This window comes from Draconibacterium halophilum, from assembly GCF_010448835.1.
In the GTDB taxonomy this organism is placed as follows: Bacteria; Bacteroidota; Bacteroidia; order Bacteroidales; family Prolixibacteraceae; genus Draconibacterium; species Draconibacterium halophilum.
Window position 1 is genome coordinate 2,713,408 of the sequence record NZ_CP048409.1, and the last position, 21,011, is coordinate 2,734,418.

At 41.8% G+C, this 21,011-nt stretch carries 7 protein-coding genes and 1 pseudogene; 4 read left to right on the forward strand and 4 right to left on the reverse strand.

The window, feature by feature from the left end:
• Window positions 1-129: 129 nt before the first annotated feature.
• Window positions 130-1,409 (reverse strand): annotated as a pseudogene (locus G0Q07_RS20755) (C1 family peptidase); the annotation flags it as partial.
• A gap of 597 nt (window positions 1,410-2,006) precedes the next feature.
• Here G0Q07_RS20755 and G0Q07_RS10870 point away from each other — a divergent pair.
• From G0Q07_RS10870 to G0Q07_RS10880, 3 genes are all read left to right on the forward strand, one after another.
• Entirely contained in the window at window positions 2,007-2,693 is a 687-nt protein-coding gene (locus G0Q07_RS10870) for a response regulator transcription factor (protein WP_163346114.1), read from the forward strand.
• A gap of 339 nt (window positions 2,694-3,032) precedes the next feature.
• Window positions 3,033-3,671 (forward strand): response regulator transcription factor, encoded by a 639-nt coding sequence (locus G0Q07_RS10875; protein ID WP_163346115.1) that lies wholly within the window; start codon window positions 3,033-3,035, stop codon window positions 3,669-3,671.
• Between the two features lie 288 nt (window positions 3,672-3,959).
• Window positions 3,960-12,095: a T9SS type A sorting domain-containing protein gene (locus G0Q07_RS10880; RefSeq protein WP_163346116.1), complete on the forward strand. Its 8,136-nt coding sequence runs from the start codon at window positions 3,960-3,962 to the stop codon at window positions 12,093-12,095.
• 150 nt (window positions 12,096-12,245) lie between these two features.
• Here the strand turns inward: G0Q07_RS10880 and hrpB are convergent, their stop codons facing one another.
• From hrpB to G0Q07_RS10895, 3 genes are all read right to left on the reverse strand, one after another.
• Window positions 12,246-14,753 (reverse strand): ATP-dependent helicase HrpB, encoded by a 2,508-nt coding sequence (gene hrpB / locus G0Q07_RS10885; RefSeq protein WP_246222882.1) that lies wholly within the window; start codon window positions 14,751-14,753, stop codon window positions 12,246-12,248.
• Between the two features lie 74 nt (window positions 14,754-14,827).
• Window positions 14,828-15,595, reverse strand: coding sequence for an exodeoxyribonuclease III (locus tag G0Q07_RS10890; protein ID WP_163346117.1), 768 nt, complete (start codon window positions 15,593-15,595; stop codon window positions 14,828-14,830).
• A 152-nt stretch (window positions 15,596-15,747) separates the two neighbouring features.
• On the reverse strand, window positions 15,748-17,028 hold the full coding sequence (locus tag G0Q07_RS10895; protein WP_163346118.1) for an OmpP1/FadL family transporter: 1,281 nt from the start codon (window positions 17,026-17,028) through the stop codon (window positions 15,748-15,750).
• 396 nt (window positions 17,029-17,424) lie between these two features.
• Between G0Q07_RS10895 and G0Q07_RS10900 the strand changes: the two genes are divergently transcribed.
• Complete coding sequence (locus tag G0Q07_RS10900; RefSeq protein ID WP_163346119.1) at window positions 17,425-20,898, forward strand: hypothetical protein; 3,474 nt, start codon at window positions 17,425-17,427, stop codon at window positions 20,896-20,898.
• Window positions 20,899-21,011: the final 113 nt, after the last annotated feature.

Here is a 21,011-nt window from a genome sequence, read left to right on the forward strand (position 1 = left end):
TTCGTAATTATTTATAATGCTTGTTACAGGTGTCTTAATGGCGTATGTTCCGGAAAAATTGCCGGGATAAGTCTCCACATATACATAACCATTATCACCAAAATATGGTCCCCAACTATTTTTAAATATCCAAACTGTTTTTCCGATTAAAGGATCGCCTGGCTCTATTGTCACCCAATAGCGTTGAAGTTCCAGATCTCTGTAGAAAAATTGATCCCCTTCCTGCACTACTTTATATCCCACTAAAACCATGGCATGAGACCAATCACTTAGTGCGCCGCTTAGCGGACCATTCTCAATCAACATTTGTTTTAAATCGTCCTCTGTATTGGAATAAATATCATATTTAATTTTTCCTCCAATTTTGATTTGCTCTGATGGAGAAAGGCTTTTATCAGAACAAAGTTGATCTGACTTACTGTATGGAAAAGCAACTTCATCAACAACTCCAACCGTGGAAATATAATCAAGAGCTTTTCCCGGATACCCCCTGAGCATGATCCGGCATCACTACATGAAAGAACGTCTTGTTCGGATAAATCCAAATTTAATTGTTGATTGAAAAAAACATTAACCATTGCTTCCGTAGCACCGGTTGATGCAAAAGACCAGCAGGCACCACAAGAACTTTGATTTGTAATTGGCGATATCCAATTCTTTCCATGACGATCCCGCCAATCCCATTCATCAACATAAGGACTTGATGCAGTAGCTGATTTTAAAGTTGAAGAGCTTTCTGACTCAGAACTGCTTGTAGCAGAAAATACACCTCCTGCATAAAATTCGAACCCGGCAGGAAAGGTGCTTTGTCCATATAATTTTTTGCGTTCGCCATAACTTAATTGCGAAACACTCGTTTCTCCGGCTATCCAGCTCTGGCCTCTGGCTTTTAGGTTTTTGTTCAGCTTTTCAATTTTGTCTTTATTCTGCGCCGAACGTTTTTCCTTTTTCTGTTTGTTGTAATCTGAAATTACATCTCCTTTTGATGCGTAGGAAATGTTCTTTAAAGCGATAGAAGCATTGTTTACTTCTACACTAATAGCGTAAGGAACAACACCGTTAAGCAAGGCCGTTTCTTCTGCATAATTGCTTAAGGAAACCTGATTGGTTCCGTTAAGGTTGGGATAACTCTCCAGCAACAGGTGCTCGTTAAAATCCTGGTCGAGCAGTACCAAACGTACCCAGCCGTTGGCCGAAGTAAAATCAATATCAGCACTGGCAGCAAGACCATAAATCTTTTTGCCTTGCCCGTTAAAGGGCTTGATCTCCTTTGATTTTGAGAATGTTTCATCAATTGTAATTAACTGATGACTTTTACTTTCTAATTTGAAATGTGGGTTTTGGGCGAACGTACTTTTTCCAATTAATGCTATAAATAGCATTAGCAACACTAACTCTGGTTTACTCATTTTGTTTTAATCTAATGGTCCATAACTTCTCCTGTATCAATGATTTTCATTGATAATTCTCTCAACGTGTCACAAAAATTCTAATGGATAGAATCCTTATCACAACTTAATTTCACATAGTAGACTTTTTTTGATCCTTTCTGAAAATTAGAAATACGTGGAAACAAAAGCGTCTTTTAATCAGTTCTCTTTAAAAAGGTTTGCGGAGTAAATGTAAATTACTGATTATTAACTTCCAACAAATTTTATTAATACCACGCTATTTAGAAAATGTCTTAGATGTTAATTTCATATCAAACAGGCAGTGTTTTCTGCACATTCAGCTCGTTAAATGTGTCACAAAAAAAATAAAAAAAAATTGAATAAAGAGCTGTAAGTGTTTGGTATTGTGAACATTCCGATTTTTATGTAAAGCTTTTTTGCCTAAAATCGTCAGCATTATACACAGGCTTCATCAGTTTTTATCCCGGTTATTTATAAGCAGGAATACAAAATGTATGTTCTATTTAACCACCTGAAATTCAGAGTTGTGGAATATTTGTATTCTAAAATCGTTCTAAAGGGGGTGATGAATCGGTCGGGTAGAAAAAAATAATAGTGTTTGAGGATAATGACATATGTCGCGAAGCCTTAAAATTGCTTTTTAATGAAGCGAGTGGTTTTCAGATCGTGGCCAGTTATTCTTTTTTTGATGAGCTTAAAACTGCTGATGAACTAAACGATGCTAAACTCTTTTTGCTCAGTTACTCATTACCTTTCGAAGTGTTAATATCTGTTGCTGAATTGCTAAAGAAAAGATACGCGGATATTCCTGCAATTTTAATTAATGTTAGAAAAGCCGATAATGTGGTATTGCAATGTATTATGAATGGTATTAAAAGTATAATCTGGAAGTCGGATTCGACAGGAGAGTTGCTTTTTGTATGTCATAAACTACTAAATGGCGAGCGATACCTGAGGATAAATGAATCGGAATTGTATGCCGGTAATTTCAAAAATGAAAGCGAATATTTGGATAAGATTTCGGCGCGCGAATTAACGGTGCTGAAATTGTTTGCTTTAGGACATTCATATAAACTAATAGGAGAGAAGCTAAATATTAGTCCTCGTACGGTTGAATCGCATAAAAACAATATACAGGCTAAACCCGAACTCAGCTCACTGAAAGAGCTGATTGGTTATGTAATAAAAAATAATATTGTAGAACTACCTGTATTTTCTCCTCCTTACTATAAGAAACTTTTAGGCAACCTGAAATCAATCACTCGCTTAAGCATTCAGTAATACATAAATCATAAAAAAAACGCAGGACGAATTGTTTCAGGATATAATCTATTCTATTCGTAATTCAACCATATATTATCAATATAAAACAGCTTATGGTTAAAATGATACTTCTCAAAATGCAATTGAAATAAAATACCAATAGGTGTTTATATCCGTATTTTTACGATTTTTTTTTACGGGATATTACGGATTGACTCGTTAAGGAAAAAGTGGTATATTGTTCTTCTATTTCACGTAGTTACAAACTCCTCCCCTTAATTAAGCAATAGTTGAATTTCTGATGTAATTGGTTTTATACCAATTTTTGGTGTATAATGATAAAAAATAGGGGGTACTATGTGCAACATCGCCATATTGGAAAACTATTCACTTTTTTGTTCCGGCATAAAGTCGGTTCTGGAAGAAACCGGGGAGTGTAAAATCGTGTTCGAATCGAAGACAATCAGCGACTTTATGACCAAACTCAAAAACGGAAATCCGGATGTTATTATTATCGACATTATCCATTGTCTGGATGATGGGATCAGTACCATTAAGAAGATACGACGTAAAACCTCGCGAACACCCGTTTTATTGGTATTAAGCACCGATTATTCCGATTCTTTCGAGGAGTATATCAGTATGGGGGTAAACGGCTTTATTTTTAACGATGCGGGTGCCGACAACCTGGTAAATGCCATAAAAGTCCTTCAAAACGGAGAGGACCATTTCCCGCCCCAGGTATGGCTGCTGCTTAAAAAATATTTACGCACAAAAAAGGTTGCGGCTACCTACGAAGACAAAAGAATTTTGACGAACAGAGAACTATCCATTTTAAAACTCTTCTGCAAGGGCTACACATACAAAGAAATAGGGGCTAAATTAAACATTAGCCCGCGCACCGTTGAAACACATAAAAAGAATATTCAAACAAAATTAAGTGTACGATCCACTGCTGAAATGATCGAATTTGCCTACCAAAATGACCTGCAATAACTCCCCATTTTATGACTAAATAATCGTCAGAAATTTCCGTAATATTCCCGATTGAATTCAATTTAAACTTGTGGTAACTTGTATTTGCAATTCTGAAAAGAGTTGTGTAGTAATGATAAATAAAGGTAGAAATTACATCTTACCCCAGATGTAATCTCGAAAAATCATGACAAGTACGTTTGGACGCGTAGAAGGTTAAACTTCTGTTTTTTGAAGATGGAGATAATTGTGAATGAGCAGAGAAAAAACTTTTAGTTAACAGTTATTCTAATCTTCAAAATTACAAGTATGAAAAACTATTACGTTGAACTAACGACAATGAATAATTATTTGTTGTCAGTGTTAAAAAAATGGCTGTTCCGATGTTGGTGCAGTACTATAATGGTAATGCTATTTGCCATTATTACACCTTTTGGCAGCTATGGTCAAATTGTAACCCAGGATGAAGCAGTTAAAGCGAACTTTGGAGTTGATGCTGATGTTTATGCCAATCAATTACGGGTAAATACGAACGGCGATACACCCGAAGGAACAGATGATTGGTTTTATAGTTCCGACTTTTTGGGCCCTGGATTAGGTATTATCGATCAGTCAGATGCGGCCACTCTTGAAACATTGATTAAGAATGATAATAATTATTCTTTTGAAAGAAGGATGAGTAAGGCTCGGAATACGACCTGGAATGGGAATCGCTGGATAGATGCGGTCTATTTCAGGGATAATAATTCGCAGCAAAATAATACCGATGCTTCTGTATTTTATACCGGAAGTAATAAAAATGCCGACAATCCGAGTACCTGGAATGTTGGTCCCGGTGGTACACCTCAAAAAAATGACCTCGTTGATATAATGGGGCATTTAAGACGAGATTCAGATGGCAACGTTTGGGGAATGGGGGCTTTCACCACCATCTCTTCTGACGGTAACTCACATGCCGATTTCGAATTTTTTCGAAACAATACTGATTTCGTAGGTGGGGCACTAACCAACACTGGTAACGATGGAGGACATACCGCGTGGACGTTTGTCGATGGATCTGTTGCTACAGCAGGTGATCTAATTGTAACCATCGATTTTGAAAATGGTGGAACAAGTCCTTCTGCTGGAGTTCGATTATGGATGTCAGAAGCAGATTTTCTTGCTCTACAAAACGATGCCAGCGGAGTTGACTTTATAATGACTGGGGCATTTGATAGCGGAGAGGGTGCCGAAGGTTTTGGTTATGCCGGAATTAATGTTCCGGATGGAGCTTCTGCTACGGCGTGGGCTATTATTAATACCGACGACGATATTCTGGGAGCTCCATGGGGAAGTTTGGAAGGACCCAAGGCAACATGGTACGAAGATATTAAACAGCTACAATATGCAGAGTTTGCTATTAATTTGACAGCGCTGGGCATTGATGCTTTTGGAGGAACTGATCCTTGTAATAAAACGCTGGGATCTTTGTTTGTAAAAACCCGTTCTTCTTCTTCTTTCACAGCAGAGTTGAAAGACTTTGGCGGACCATTTTTATTCGGATGGGATTTAGAAACAGGAATTGCTGTTCATGATTTATCCGAATGTTTAGAAGAAGCTTCAGAGGCATACAATGTAAAGTTAACTGATGCTTTAGATTCAACTTATGGAGGCACTATTACTTACCATCTGTCGGAATCGGATGCAAATGATCTTACCGGAATAATTACTGACTCAGCTTCTTATTCAATTCCGGAAGGCGATATGCCCAAAACAATATGGGCAAGGAGCTCTACTGAAGATGGCGAATGTTTTGCGGTTGATAGTTTTGTTGTTGACTTTTATCCAACTCCGGTATGTCAAGTTAATGTTACAGATGCAACATATATTGGTGCTAACGATGGTACAGCAACAGCGGTAATCGTAAATGAAACTACGCCTGGTGAATACTATTACACCTGGAGTAAAATTACTCCTGGCGATACTACAATACTAAGTGAAACAACTGCTTCTATTGACGGACTTGAAGCACCGGCAAGGTACAAAGTAGACATTGTTGATGGCAACGGTTGTACAACCACTTGTGAAAATGATATTGTAGAACAGGCATCTGCACCTACCTGTGAGGTTATTGGTGATAGCATTGAATGTTTTGGAGCAAACGATGGAATGGTAGTAGCAGTGATAACTCCTGCTGAGAATTCGCAAACTCCATATACTATTCTTTGGACAGAGTTGTCTGATCCTTCAGACACACTAAGGTTTGTTCAAACAAATGAATTAACCGATACATTGAAAAATGTTGGGCCAGGTCGTTATTTTGCAGAAATATGGGATGCAGTCGATCCTAATTCAACGATCTGTAATGATACCGTTAAAGAAGCACCTGAAAATCCGGTTGCTGTTACTTGTTCAGACCTTACACTGGAATCTTGTTTGGATCAAAATACCGTGGATGGACATTTAAGTAACTGGTTGGATACAGTATTTACCGTTGATCCGGGTACAGAACCGATGGTTACGGTTTATAAAGTAGAAGACACCGTTTATGATTTGGCTACTATTAAAGCCATGACATTAGACGCATGTGGCGACGCAATGACAGTAAGAATGATTGTGTCTGACTTCTGTGGTTTAGTAGATAGTTGCGATGCGACCTTTATGGTATCAGCAGCACCTGCGGTAACTTACGATGCACTACCAGAGAGCGAAGAGCATTTGGCCTGTGATCTGGAAGACCAGGCAGCTATGGTACAAGCCTTTAGCGACTGGGTAGCAGCACAGGAGTTGGCCCTTAACCTTGGAGGCGGATGTTCTCCGGTATTGGACAGCGATGCCGATCAGGTAGTACTTAACGACCTTTGTTTAGGCGATACGGTAACAGTAAACTGGACGATCAACGATAAGTGTATTGACGAGATCCAAGCCAGTGCCATGTTTATGGTATCAGCAGCACCTGCGGTAACTTACGATGCACTACCAGAGAGCGAAGAGCATTTGGCCTGTGATCTGGAAGACCAGGCAGCTATGGTACAAGCCTTTAGCGACTGGGTAGCAGCACAGGAGTTGGCCCTTAACCTTGGAGGCGGATGTTCTCCGGTATTGGACAGCGATGCCGATCAGGTAGTACTTAATGACCTTTGTTTAGGCGATACGGTAACAGTAAACTGGACGATCAACGATAAGTGTATTGACGAGATCCAAGCCAGTGCCATGTTTATGGTATCAGCAGCACCTGCGGTAACTTACGATGCACTACCAGAGAGCGAAGAGCATTTGGCCTGTGATCTGGAAGACCAGGCAGCTATGGTACAAGCCTTTAGCGACTGGGTAGCAGCACAGGAGTTGGCCCTTAACCTTGGAGGCGGATGTTCTCCGGTATTGGACAGCGATGCCGATCAGGTAGTACTTAACGACCTTTGTTTAGGCGATACGGTAACAGTAAACTGGACGATCAACGATAAGTGTATTGACGAGATCCAAGCCAGTGCCATGTTTATGGTATCAGCAGCACCTGCGGTAACTTACGATGCACTACCAGAGAGCGAAGAGCATTTGGCCTGTGATCTGGAAGACCAGGCAGCTATGGTACAAGCCTTTAGCGACTGGGTAGCAGCACAGGAGTTGGCCCTTAACCTTGGAGGCGGATGTTCTCCGGTATTGGACAGCGATGCCGATCAGGTAGTACTTAATGACCTTTGTTTAGGCGATACGGTAACAGTAAACTGGACGATCAACGATAAGTGTATTGACGAGATCCAAGCCAGTGCCATGTTTATGGTATCAGCAGCACCTGCGGTAACTTACGATGCACTACCAGAGAGCGAAGAGCATTTGGCCTGTGATCTGGAAGACCAGGCAGCTATGGTACAAGCCTTTAGCGACTGGGTAGCAGCACAGGAGTTGGCCCTTAACCTTGGAGGCGGATGTTCTCCGGTATTGGACAGCGATGCCGATCAGGTAGTACTTAACGACCTTTGTTTAGGCGATACGGTAACAGTAAACTGGACGATCAACGATAAGTGTATTGACGAGATCCAAGCCAGTGCCATGTTTATGGTATCAGCAGCACCTGCGGTAACTTACGATGCACTACCAGAGAGCGAAGAGCATTTAGCCTGTGATCTGGAAGACCAGGCAGCTATGGTACAAGCCTTTAGCGACTGGGTAGCAGCACAGGAGTTGGCCCTTAACCTTGGAGGCGGATGTTCTCCGGTATTGGACAGCGATGCCGATCAGGTAGTACTTAATGACCTTTGTTTAGGCGATACGGTAACAGTAAACTGGACGATCAACGATAAGTGTATTGACGAGATCCAAGCCAGTGCCATGTTTATGGTATCAGCAGCACCTGCGGTAACTTACGATGCACTACCAGAGAGCGAAGAGCATTTAGCCTGTGATCTGGAAGACCAGGCAGCTATGGTACAAGCCTTTAGCGACTGGGTAGCAGCACAGGAGTTGGCCCTTAACCTTGGAGGCGGATGTTCTCCGGTATTGGACAGCGATGCCGATCAGGTAGTACTTAACGACCTTTGTTTAGGCGATACGGTAACAGTAAACTGGACGATCAACGATAAGTGTATTGACGAGATCCAAGCCAGTGCCATGTTTATGGTATCAGCAGCACCTGCGGTAACTTACGATGCACTACCAGAGAGCGAAGAGCATTTGGCCTGTGATCTGGAAGACCAGGCAGCTATGGTACAAGCCTTTAGCGACTGGGTAGCAGCACAGGAGTTGGCCCTTAACCTTGGAGGCGGATGTTCTCCGGTATTGGACAGCGATGCCGATCAGGTAGTACTTAACGACCTTTGTTTAGGCGATACGGTAACAGTAAACTGGACGATCAACGATAAGTGTATTGACGAGATCCAAGCCAGTGCCATGTTTATGGTATCAGCAGCACCTGCGGTAACTTACGATGCACTACCAGAGAGCGAAGAGCATTTAGCCTGTGATCTGGAAGACCAGGCAGCTATGGTACAAGCCTTTAGCGACTGGGTAGCAGCACAGGAGTTGGCGCTTAACCTTGGAGGCGGATGTTCTCCGGTATTGGACAGCGATGCCGATCAGGTAGTACTTAACGACCTTTGTTTAGGCGATACGGTAACAGTAAACTGGACGATCAACGATAAGTGTATTGACGAGATCCAAGCCAGTGCCATGTTTATGGTATCAGCAGCACCTGCGGTAACTTACGATGCACTACCAGAGAGCGAAGAGCATTTGGCCTGTGATCTGGAAGACCAGGCAGCTATGGTACAAGCCTTTAGCGACTGGGTAGCAGCACAGGAGTTGGCCCTTAACCTTGGAGGCGGATGTTCTCCGGTATTGGACAGCGATGCCGATCAGGTAGTACTTAACGACCTTTGTTTAGGCGATACGGTAACAGTAAACTGGACGATCAACGATAAGTGTATTGACGAGATCCAAGCCAGTGCCATGTTTATGGTATCAGCAGCACCTGCGGTAACTTACGATGCACTACCAGAGAGCGAAGAGCATTTGGCCTGTGATCTGGAAGACCAGGCAGCTATGGTACAAGCCTTTAGCGACTGGGTAGCAGCACAGGAGTTGGCCCTTAACCTTGGAGGCGGATGTTCTCCGGTATTGGACAGCGATGCCGATCAGGTAGTACTTAACGACCTTTGTTTAGGCGATACGGTAACAGTAAACTGGACGATCAACGATAAGTGTATTGACGAGATCCAAGCCAGTGCCATGTTTATGGTATCAGCAGCACCTGCGGTAACTTACGATGCACTACCAGAGAGCGAAGAGCATTTGGCCTGTGATCTGGAAGACCAGGCAGCTATGGTACAAGCCTTTAGCGACTGGGTAGCAGCACAGGAGTTGGCCCTTAACCTTGGAGGCGGATGTTCTCCGGTATTGGACAGCGATGCCGATCAGGTAGTACTTAACGACCTTTGTTTAGGCGATACGGTAACAGTAAACTGGACGATCAACGATAAGTGTATTGACGAGATCCAAGCCAGTGCCATGTTTATGGTATCAGCAGCACCTGCGGTAACTTACGATGCACTACCAGAGAGCGAAGAGCATTTGGCCTGTGATCTGGAAGACCAGGCAGCTATGGTACAAGCCTTTAGCGACTGGGTAGCAGCACAGGAGTTGGCCCTTAACCTTGGAGGCGGATGTTCTCCGGTATTGGACAGCGATGCCGATCAGGTAGTACTTAACGACCTTTGTTTAGGCGATACGGTAACAGTAAACTGGACGATCAACGATAAGTGTATTGACGAGATCCAAGCCAGTGCCATGTTTATGGTATCAGCAGCACCTGCGGTAACTTACGATGCACTACCAGAGAGCGAAGAGCATTTAGCCTGTGATCTGGAAGACCAGGCAGCTATGGTACAAGCCTTTAGCGACTGGGTAGCAGCACAGGAGTTGGCCCTTAACCTTGGAGGCGGATGTTCTCCGGTATTGGACAGCGATGCCGATCAGGTAGTACTTAACGACCTTTGTTTAGGCGATACGGTAACAGTAAACTGGACGATCAACGATAAGTGTATTGACGAGATCCAAGCCAGTGCCATGTTTATGGTATCAGCAGCACCTGCGGTAACTTACGATGCACTACCAGAGAGCGAAGAGCATTTAGCCTGTGATCTGGAAGACCAGGCAGCTATGGTACAAGCCTTTAGCGACTGGGTAGCAGCACAGGAGTTGGCCCTTAACCTTGGAGGCGGATGTTCTCCGGTATTGGACAGCGATGCCGATCAGGTAGTACTTAACGACCTTTGTTTAGGCGATACGGTAACAGTAAACTGGACGATCAACGATAAGTGTATTGACGAGATCCAAGCCAGTGCCATGTTTATGGTATCAGCAGCACCTGCGGTAACTTACGATGCACTACCAGAGAGCGAAGAGCATTTAGCCTGTGATCTGGAAGACCAGGCAGCTATGGTACAAGCCTTTAGCGACTGGGTAGCAGCACAGGAGTTGGCCCTTAACCTTGGAGGCGGATGTTCTCCGGTATTGGACAGCGATGCCGATCAGGTAGTACTTAACGACCTTTGTTTAGGCGATACGGTAACAGTAAACTGGACGATCAACGATAAGTGTATTGACGAGATCGAAGCCAGTGCCATGTTTATGGTTCAGGGAGATCATGAACTTCCGGTTATCAGCACCGAAGCAGAAGACATGGATCTTGGTTGTAATCCGTTAGAAATTGTACCGCCTGTATTTACTGGTTGGGATAACTGCGACGGAGAATTTGAACCGATAGTAAATGTTGTTGGTGGAGCAATTGAACCTGGAACTTGTGACAGAATGATGACTTGGTTTGCTACATATTCTGATGATTGCGGCAATGAAGCTGAAATTGTAAGTGTAACTTATACATGGAAAGTAGATGAAATGCCACCTATGATTTACGCACAGGAAGATTCAGTAATTTGCGAAGGAGATATAGTTCCAATGATGCTTATGGCTACGTGGACAGACAACTGCGCAGCTGGAGGTGACCTTTGGGCAGAAGCAGAACTTTACAGTGTGACATATTGCGACAGTATTTTTGCATATCCGTTCTATGTAATGGATGATTGCGAGAATGAAGCAATGGATACCGTATTTATCAGAAAAGGAATGGATAAATACGAAAACTGTGAGACTGCGTTTGCTAAGTTGGATAATGAGAATGCCCATTGTTTCATTGGCGATTATAATTTTAATCGTTGGGGATGGACCAATCTCATAACCGAAGGAGAATATGATCTTCCTTACTATGCAGGTGCTGGCCAATGTGATATCAGTAACGGTGTTTTGGTTGGAAATGTACATGTTACCTTTATGAATGGTAATGTAAGCGTAGAATACCAGATGCTGGAAGGATATGTATTGAGTGAGGCTCATGTGTATGTCGGTTGTGACCCATATCCGGTGAAAAATAAAAAGCCCACTGTTGCTCCTGGACAGTTTACCTACAATTCAGGAGATCTTGATCATTCAACAGGAATTACAGTCAACTTTACCGATGTTACTACAGATCAGGTTTACATCATTGTACATGGCGTTACTTGTGAAGAAGTTTGCAGATGCAGTGAACGTCCGGGTGTAGATGATGGTGCTGTATTTGACTACAACGAAACCATTGAATGTTCTGATGAAGAAACCAGCAACTCGAAAGGCAAGAAAAAAACTGTTGTTACAGGTATTAATGACTTTACAGTTTCAGAATTGAATGTATTCCCTAATCCATTCGATGAAGTCGTAAACTTCGAGTTTGTACCTGCAATTAGTGGTCATGCCGTTCTTGAAATTCACAATATGCTTGGACAACGGGTTGTCAGATTACTGGACAAGCCAGTTGAAGCAGGTGAATTGCAGCGCGTAGAATTCAGACCTGAAACAGAAATTTCAGGAATGTACCTCTACAAACTGGATATTGACGGAGATATCCGTATTGGAAAAATTATTTACCGAAACAAATGATAAATACTTTTTCAGAATCAATAAATTACAACTTTACTGAAAACAGTAATTGATTTCGGGAGGTTCTACTAAAAGTAAGATGAGAGGCTAGCTCAGAGGAGCAGCCTCTTTTCTTTTGTATTAATGTGAAATAGAATTTTGATGAATTATTTAGTTGCGCTTATTTTTCACTCCCCGTAATGGCTCAGCTTCCAGTGGATTATCAGGCCAGTGGTGTTTGGGGTATCGTGCTTTCAATTCTTTTTTTACTTCAAAATAGGTGTTATTCCAAAAGCTTTTAAGATCGTTGGTAACCTGCACCGGTTTAAATCCCGGCGATAAAAGATGAAGTAGCACTTTTACATTTCCATTGTTTACGGTTGGTGTTTCGAGTAAGCCAAATACTTCCTGCAAACGAACTTCCAAAATCGGTGCTTCGCCTGCCTGTCCATATTTAAGTTTGATATTCGATCCGCTGGGTACTTGTAGTCGCTCCGGTGCAAGCTTGTCCAGTAATTGTTGCAGGTTGTAATTCAAATGATGTTGAAGCACCTTTTTAAGATCGATCTTTTTCAAATCTTCCGGTTTTTTTATATCGGCCAGATAAGGAGACAGCCAATCATTATTAGTGGATAGCAGGAGGTTTGTACTAACATCGGGCCATTCATGGTTTTTATCCCAGATCCTTAAACTGTTGATCCTGTTTTGCCATTGCTCCACTTCCTGATTAAAATTAAGCAACCAGGCACCTTCCTTTTTTATGGCATCAGAAATCGCCTTTATTTTTTGATCAATATTATAATCCTGCAATGGTTTTTGTTGAAGGATTATGCTTCCGATTCGTAATTCGGAAAAGGCAGAAAAGCCACCTCTTTTTGTATCCCAGTTAATGGATTCCACCGATTTTACCATCGGCGCAAGATCGCGCGGATTTAACGGTGAGGCTAAAAATATCCGGCCAACGCCATCGCGGGCATTTACACTTGCGATTGACAACCATTCTTCGTGTGCAAGATCGTCTTCGTGCCCGGCGGCAGCTATATTCCCATTAGCCAGTTTGAACTGCGCATTATTACCGGGTGTGGCGTGTGCAATGCGCTCCGGATAGGCATAAGCCAGCAGTAAACCTGTTTCAAAGGGATCAGTTGGAGAGTTGTCTTCAACAACACTTAGCATCTTCTGATACTGCGCTGAAATTTTGGCGATATGTTTTAGTCGTTTGTTTTTTAAACTTCCGGTGCGGTAACGGCGCAAGGCTTCGATTCGTAGATTGATGTCGATTCCTGCATCCCGGTTCAACGGATCTCGTTCTTCTAAAATGGCCGCAATATCGCATGCTAAAGCTGTAAGGTCATTGTTTTGTGCCAAAAGTAACATGTGCGCCAGGCGTGGGTGGCAAGGTAACTGATGAATAGCCTTCCCGTGTTCTGTAATTTTACCATTTTCAATTGCCTCCAGCTGCTCAAGTAATTCGTTGGCTTGCAAAACATGACCCTTTGGTGGAGGAGTTAGCCAGGTAAGTTTGATGATATCATCAACACCCCATTTTGCCATTTCCAGTGCCAGAGAGGCCAGGTCTGCTTCTTCAATTTCAGGTGTTCGGTGTTTATTTAAGCGGTGATGTGTTGCTTTGCTCCACATGCGGTAACAAACACCGGGGCCAAGTCGTCCTGCCCGTCCGGCCCTTTGGTCGGCCGAATCATTAGTGATTTCCACCGTTTCGAGGCGCGACAAACCTGTGTTTGGATTAAATTTAAGTGTTCGGCTAAATCCACAGTCAACAACAACTTTTACACCTTCAATGGTTAAACTGGTTTCGGCGATGGTAGTTGCCAGGATGATTTTTCTTCGCCCTTCGCGGCTGGGCATAATCGCTGCAAATTGTTTTTGTGGCGGAAGCTGTCCGTAAAGCGGATGAATGGCAATTCCCTTGTGTTTGCTTCGTAAAATGGCCTCTGTGTTTTTTATTTCTGCTTCGCCGGGCAGAAATACCAAAATGTCGCCTTCGTTTTTGGCAACTGCTTTTGAAACAACACGACTTGTCAGCTCAGGAAGAAGTTTCAGGTCGTTATCGCCTTCATAATGAATATCAACAGGGTATTGGCGTCCTTCGCTAACTACCGACGGTGCTTTTAGTAATTGTGTGAGTTGCGGCATGTTGAGTGTGGCTGACATAATCATGATTCGCAGATCGGGACGCAAAATTTGCTGCGCCTCGTGCGAAAGAGCTAAAGCAACATCGGCAAACAAACTCCGTTCGTGAAATTCATCGAAAATTACCATGCCAACTCCTTCCAGCGCATTATCATTTTGTAGCATGCGAGTGAGAATTCCTTCGGTAACCACTTCAAGTTGTGTGGTTTTGCTCACACAACTATCAAAACGAATGCGGTAACCAACGCGTTTACCAACCTGTTCGCCTAAAAGTTCGGCCAGCCGGTTTGCAATGCTTCGTGCAGCCAAACGCCGTGGTTCAAGCATTATGATCTTCTGGCCATTCAACCATTTTTCATCAAGCAAAACAAGTGGTATAACAGTGCTTTTCCCTGCACCCGGAGGAGCGTGAACGATTAAGGTATTTTCCTTTTGCAGGTGTTGTTTTACCTCGCCGATTACTTCAACGATAGGTAAATTTGTATTATGTGGATTGAAACTCAATTTCTCAGATTTAGAATGCAAAAGTAGGGCGTTTTTATAAAACAACAGCGGATGAATTGAAACTCATCCGCTGAAAGTATTTTATGTTTTGCTAATTAAACGGCAATTTCTATCCCAACCGGACAATGGTCGGAGCCCATAACTTCGTTCAAAATGTATGCTTTTTGTACGTTCGGAATAAAGCTTTCAGAAACGAGGAAATAATCGATTCTCCAGCCTACATTCTTTCCGCGTGCTCCGGCTCGGTAACTCCACCACGAATATTTATCGGTAACATCGGGGTAAAAATGTCGGAAAGTATCCAGCAGTCCTCCTTGCGTAAATCGATCCATTCCATCAATTTCCTGCTGCATAAAACCTGCCGATTTATTGTAGTTTGGTTTTGGTCGTGCCAGATCGATAGGGCGGTGAGCCACGTTAAAATCGCCACAAATTATAACCGGTTTGCGTTTTTCCAGTTCTTTTAGGTAATTGAAAAATGTCAGATCCCATTCCTGACGATAATCTAAACGTTTTAGTGCGCTGCCGGAGTTGGGTACATAAACATTTATCAAATAAAAACTTTCATATTCCAGGCACAATACACGGCCTTCTGTATCGTGTATGTCAATTCCCATATCGCGCGAAACGCTTATCGGTTCTGTTTTTGTTAAGATAGCTGTTCCGGAATAGCCTTTCTTTTCTGCAGAGTTCGAATAAATATGGTAATCGTTTATGGGAGCCAATGTCTCAGCCACCTGATCATCTTGTGCTTTCGTTTCCTGCAGGCAAAGTATGTCGGCATCCAGTAGTTTAAAATCTTCAAAAAAATTCTTTTTGGCAACGGCACGTATTCCGTTAACATTCCATGATATGAGTTTCATCTGAAGTTGTATTTTTATTTTTGGTGAAAATAATAATTACAGATGAGTTGAGGAAGCGATCACTGAAATGGAAATAAAAAGCCCGGACAAAAGTCCAGGCTCAAAATATGATGTTTTTGAAATTTTTGGAGTATCTAATTCGAATTATCCGTTTAGAACGAGAATCCCAGTTCCAGTTCGAACTGGTTCATTTCAATCTCAATGGTTTGTCCTGATGGAGGATCCAGTGGATTTGCACCTTCCACACTGGTGTTCATGGCATAGTTTAAAGCCAGGTGGAATTGGTTGCCACTTCGTCCAACTTCTTTTGAAAGACCCAGTGCAACTTGATTTTCAATAACACCAGGAGCAAGAATGTTAAACATCACTTCTGATTCAGAAATTGGGTTGTCGCCAATTGAAAGTCCTGCACGGAATTCCCAGGTGTCAACACCAGCATAGTTAAAACCAATTTTGTAAACCATAATATTGTCCCATCCAAAACCTGCTCCATTATCTCCGCCTAACATGCTGGTTGCGTCACCCATCATTGCATTGTTCAAATTTGACATTGGATTTCCAATCGATTTTATATCGCCAAACATAATTTGTTTTACATCGGCCATTACTGTGAAATCATCAACAAACTCCCATGCAAAACCTGCTGTCCAGCTAGAAGGGATATCAAAATCACCTTGCTCGGCAAATAAACCAGCGTAATCGTCAAATTCACTCATGAAAACTTTCGACTGGTAAGTAAGACCAATAGTGAAATTATCAGCCACTTGTCCGAGGTAGCCAATTTTAAAACCGTAACCCAAACCACTATCAGTACCGTTGCCTGAAAGTGCAGATGGGTTAGAAGAAAATGCACCAAAAGCTGTAAGCCCTTTAGCTTCGAAGTACTGATAGGCCAATACGGCGGTTACACCAATACTATGTTTCTCGCCTAATTTTGTCGAATAAGTTATATTTCCGAATAGCTGTGCCAGGTTTACACCTGTAGTTTCTGATGTTGGATCGTAAAATGTAGCTGTTGGATAATCGGTGTTCATTCCACCATTTCCAAATAAAGCCGCTGAAATACTTGAGTTATCGCTAATCATCCAGTTGGCACCTGCCGAAGGCATAAGAAATAATTTGCTATCACTTTCAATTGTTCCGGGCATTAATCCAAAAGTACCTTCCATACCTGATGGATTTCCTGTAACGGTGTACTGTCGGTTCGGATTAAAGAAGTTAACTCCCAATTGGTATTTCGATCCCAAAAATACATTTCCTGCGGGGTTGCCATTTATTAACGATCCCTGGTAAAATGCAATACCGGCACCAGCTAATCCTTTGTTAATTGTACCGTAGCCAACGCTAAAATAACCATCGGTTGCAAAAGTTTGCGAAGAAATAAAAAGACCTGCCATGAAGACCAATAAAGTCTTTACGTTAAAGTGTTTCATTTGTATTAATTTTTTTGGTTGTGGCATAATTGAATTAAATACATTTCGATACGCAAAACGCAGTTTAGATGATGTTTATATTGCGATTTACAGTAGCTTATTATAGCTGTAATTGCTTCAATTTACCCTTTAAATTTAGTGAATAATGTCGCAAAGGTATTTTTGAAATTATTATACGATTAACGAGTGCTTATGATACATATCATAAGAGTAACATAAATGAACAGATGCCGTATATTTCTTCAAAAATTGAACTCTAACAAATTCTTTTGACATAATGCTCTTGAGTTAACAAAACAATAAACAATAGCTATTTTTTGGTTAATTAATAAATTTCATAAGATTGATCAAACTTCAATTCTGTATTTTTGTTTAAGGATTAGAAACACGAAAATTATGAGTAAAAAATCTGCTCCTGAAAAACAGGAAAGAAGAGATCGCCGTGATATGATTCAATACATTAACCTACAGTTGGCGTCTTTAGGTCAGCCAACATTTAATGATGATTCAGATTCCGGCACTAAATATGCCAATTCAAAATTTCAGTCATTAACCGAAGGCCTGGTAAAAAGTTTCCAGGAAAAATCACGTTTGCTGAGCGAGCACATGTCGCCGGCAGATGCACGAATACAGCATTTTATCGATGATTACCTAAAAGAGCTTGAATTTGAAAAACCTTATCGTTTGCCAAACAGTACCTTGGTGTTGAACCAGAAGAAAATGGCACGAGAGCTAAGTTTGCCGCCAAACGGCAAAGAGTTTAAAAACGATTTGTTAAGCTCTTATCGTTTAAAACAGGGGATTCTAAATAATCCGGCCGCGGATAAGCGAACAACAAAAGGAACTTTTCATATTGTGCGTGGCGGTCTTCCGGTGCCTACTGATAAAAAAGAAGTGCCGAAAATTGCCTTCGCACATCTTTTACATGCAGCAGTAAATCCAACCGACGAGTTAATGACCTTGCCTTTTACTTCGGCACAAGATAAAAAGGCTAAAGTAATGGTGTCGCTGTTGCTGCGCCCGGTAGTTTGCCCTGAAGTGCCCGGCATTGTTAGCGAAAAGAGTATGGAAGTACGCTTTTTTGCACCCGGAAGTTTGGTGAGCAACCTCGACTTTGTAGAAACCATTTTTGGTAATGCCGGCGATCCAAACCTGGCCGTAAACGATGCCGGACTTGATGTTGAACACTGGACCGGCCATACCGGGTGTATTATTTTGGCTCCGCACCTGACAACACTTAAGAAGAAAGATGTTGGACTGCCACATTACGATGATGCTTCGGAGCGTCAGAAACGAGATGGCATGTGTTGGAAAGACGAAAATGAGTTGTATAATGATGGTGGTGCTTTTAAAATTACCTGCCGCGATGATAGGGGTGTTGTAGTTACCCTTATTGCCGATAACTATTACGGTTATTCCAAAAAAGAAATAAAAACACAAATAAGCTACTCAGCCAACTTATTTGGTTTGGTTGAAGAAGAACATGCTGGTGGAGCGATTGCTTTCCCGCGTGGAAATATGAGCGACAGTGTTTTTGGTAACAATTTTACTAAAAAGTTCGATCAGCCCTATTCTTTCGATGAAGTGAAAAAGTTGTTGGGCAACCGCATCGATGTACAAGATGGAAACTACGCTATTGATAAAAAATATGCTGATGTGGTTTATATTCCTGAAAGTGCTGATATTGATGTAGAGAAAAGTTCAGTCAGCTGGAAATATAAAAATAAAGATTACAGTCTGAAGCTTTCGCCAAATAAAACTTATGTGCATCCTACCGGACATAAATTTCAGTTGGTAAAACATCCAACTCAGGCACTTTGGCGTATTATCGATACGGCTCCCGAGGGAATGTTTTGCCATAAACCAAGTACTGTTTCCGGAGGTGGAAAATCAGAGATCTCAAAATCGATGCAAAATGCCATTAAATTCGGGTATTTCTATATCGAGAACCTTGAATTGGTTGAAAATATGGTTGATGAGATTATTAATAAAGACTATTCTGGCCGATGGAAAAATGTTCGCCCTAACGCTGATCCTTCGCGCTCCTTCCTGAGCAAAGAACGTACGTTAGGGTCGGCAGTAAAATTGTTAACCCCATCCGATCAATACAGCGATGCGTATAATAAATTTCTGAAAGATCTGCCCGACAATGTTCGCACATTGGCCTTCTTTGTTAAACGTCACTACCGTGGCAACGAAGAAAAAGGGTTAAAATGGCGCGAGTTATTTAATGTTGAAATTGTTAATGGCCGCCCTGGAAATGTATTGCGTTACAAACACAATCCAATTACCGCCAGTTATGTGCGTATTGGTTTTAACGAAGAAGGTCGCTGGTATTTGCATAAACTACGTTCGGATTTTGTTCCGTCGATGAAAATTCAAACAGAGGACGATATTTCTGCTACCATTACTGTACCGTCTAATATGCTGAAAAATCTGAATAAGGAATACACTAATCCGAGTGTGAAACTGGTTACCAATTGCGAGAGTTATTTATTTCAGCGCCCGGATGAAGCAGTTATCAGAGGCTATGATAAAGAAGCAGAAAAGGAAATTGTGGATAACAATACTTTCCTGACGAATTATGAGCCTTTATCACGCGAAAATGCAATTGAACTGATTGATGATGCAATTAGTTTTGAGAAATATACAAAACCGGTCAAGAACTTTATTCAGGAAGTGGCTTCAGGAGATGGCGATAATTACTTCGTTACGCCTTCGCACCCGCGAATTGTAGACGGCGAGCCAACAAAAAATCCGCGTTACCTGCAACGCAATATTTTTAAGAATGAAACACAAGACTCCTATCTTGGCGAAATTGGTGTGCGTTTGTTCCGGAAAATAAAAGATAACGATCCGGTGGTTTGGCCTGTAAATGCCGTATTACCCGGAAGAAGAAACAATCCCGTTGATAAAAAGGCAGGAATCCGTCCGCTGTCGGTTTATAATCCAATACACTACCAGGAGTTACCTGAGTTATTCATGGATTTTATTGCAAGTATCACCGGAAAGTCGCCATCTACAACAGGAGCAGGCCTTGAAGGAGCACTTACCAAAGGGCCGTTTAACATGCTGGCGCCTACTACCGACCTGAATAACGCTTTGCTGTCGTACATTCTTACCGAATACCAGGGATTTAGTTCGGCTGCCGGGTACATTGGTTCAGAGAATCGTTTCGACCACGATATTAGTATTCTTATTCCTGAAATTTGGGCACGTTTGGTTCCGGAAGACCGAGATCCGAAAAAACTGATTGAGAATGACTGTTTGGAAAAACTAGATGATTTCGAATATAAAGGGAAAAAGGTACTGGCCAGTCGTTTAGGCTACCGGATAACAAAAAACTTTGCTTTTCGTTGTATGAACCGCTTATTTGACGAACCGCTTGCAGTGTTCAACGAACGAATGCTGAAGCCTGAGTTGCAGAGTTTGGATGATTATGTTGACGGAATAAATAATATAACAGAAGCCATGCAACGTGCCGCGCTGCCATTTTTTGAAGATGGAAGCGTAGAAGGCGCAATTCCACCGTTAAAAGTGTTAATGCATGTAATGGCTTATGGTAACTATGAAGGCAAGGATATCAGTGATCCGGAACTGCGAAAACTTTTCGATAGGGAAGAGGTACTAAAAAGCGACTGGTACAAAGCACGTTTGAAACAAAAACAGGATAAGGATATTGCTTTAATGGTGGAGCAGATTGGTTACCTGGAAGACTTTAAATCAAATGCCAATAATGCAGCACTGGTTGCAGAAATGGATATTGACAGCAGACTTCAAAAAGCAAAAGACAGATTAAAGTATGTTGAGTCGAAGCAATATTTGAAAGAGTTGGTTGGTACAATTGGTGTTGATCCGCTTTGTAAGTAAAAGATACATTCATAAAGTAAAATAGTAAAGGTTCCGTTTGTCAATTACGAACGGAACCATTTTTATGCCCGCTCTTGTAAACATTTAACAGATAGATGTGGTTATTATGCCAT

What these genes read in the sequence shown, in the direction of transcription:
- G0Q07_RS10875 (WP_163346115.1), top strand. Translation starts at nt 3,033, where the DNA reads ATGTGCAACATCGCCATATTGGAAAACTATTCACTTTTTTGTTCCGGC.
- G0Q07_RS10880 (WP_163346116.1), top strand. Translation starts at nt 3,960, where the DNA reads ATGAAAAACTATTACGTTGAACTAACGACAATGAATAATTATTTGTTG.
- G0Q07_RS10890 (WP_163346117.1), bottom strand. Translation starts at nt 15,595, where the DNA reads ATGAAACTCATATCATGGAATGTTAACGGAATACGTGCCGTTGCCAAA.
- G0Q07_RS10895 (WP_163346118.1), bottom strand. Translation starts at nt 17,028, where the DNA reads ATGAAACACTTTAACGTAAAGACTTTATTGGTCTTCATGGCAGGTCTT.
- G0Q07_RS10900 (WP_163346119.1), top strand. Translation starts at nt 17,425, where the DNA reads ATGAGTAAAAAATCTGCTCCTGAAAAACAGGAAAGAAGAGATCGCCGT.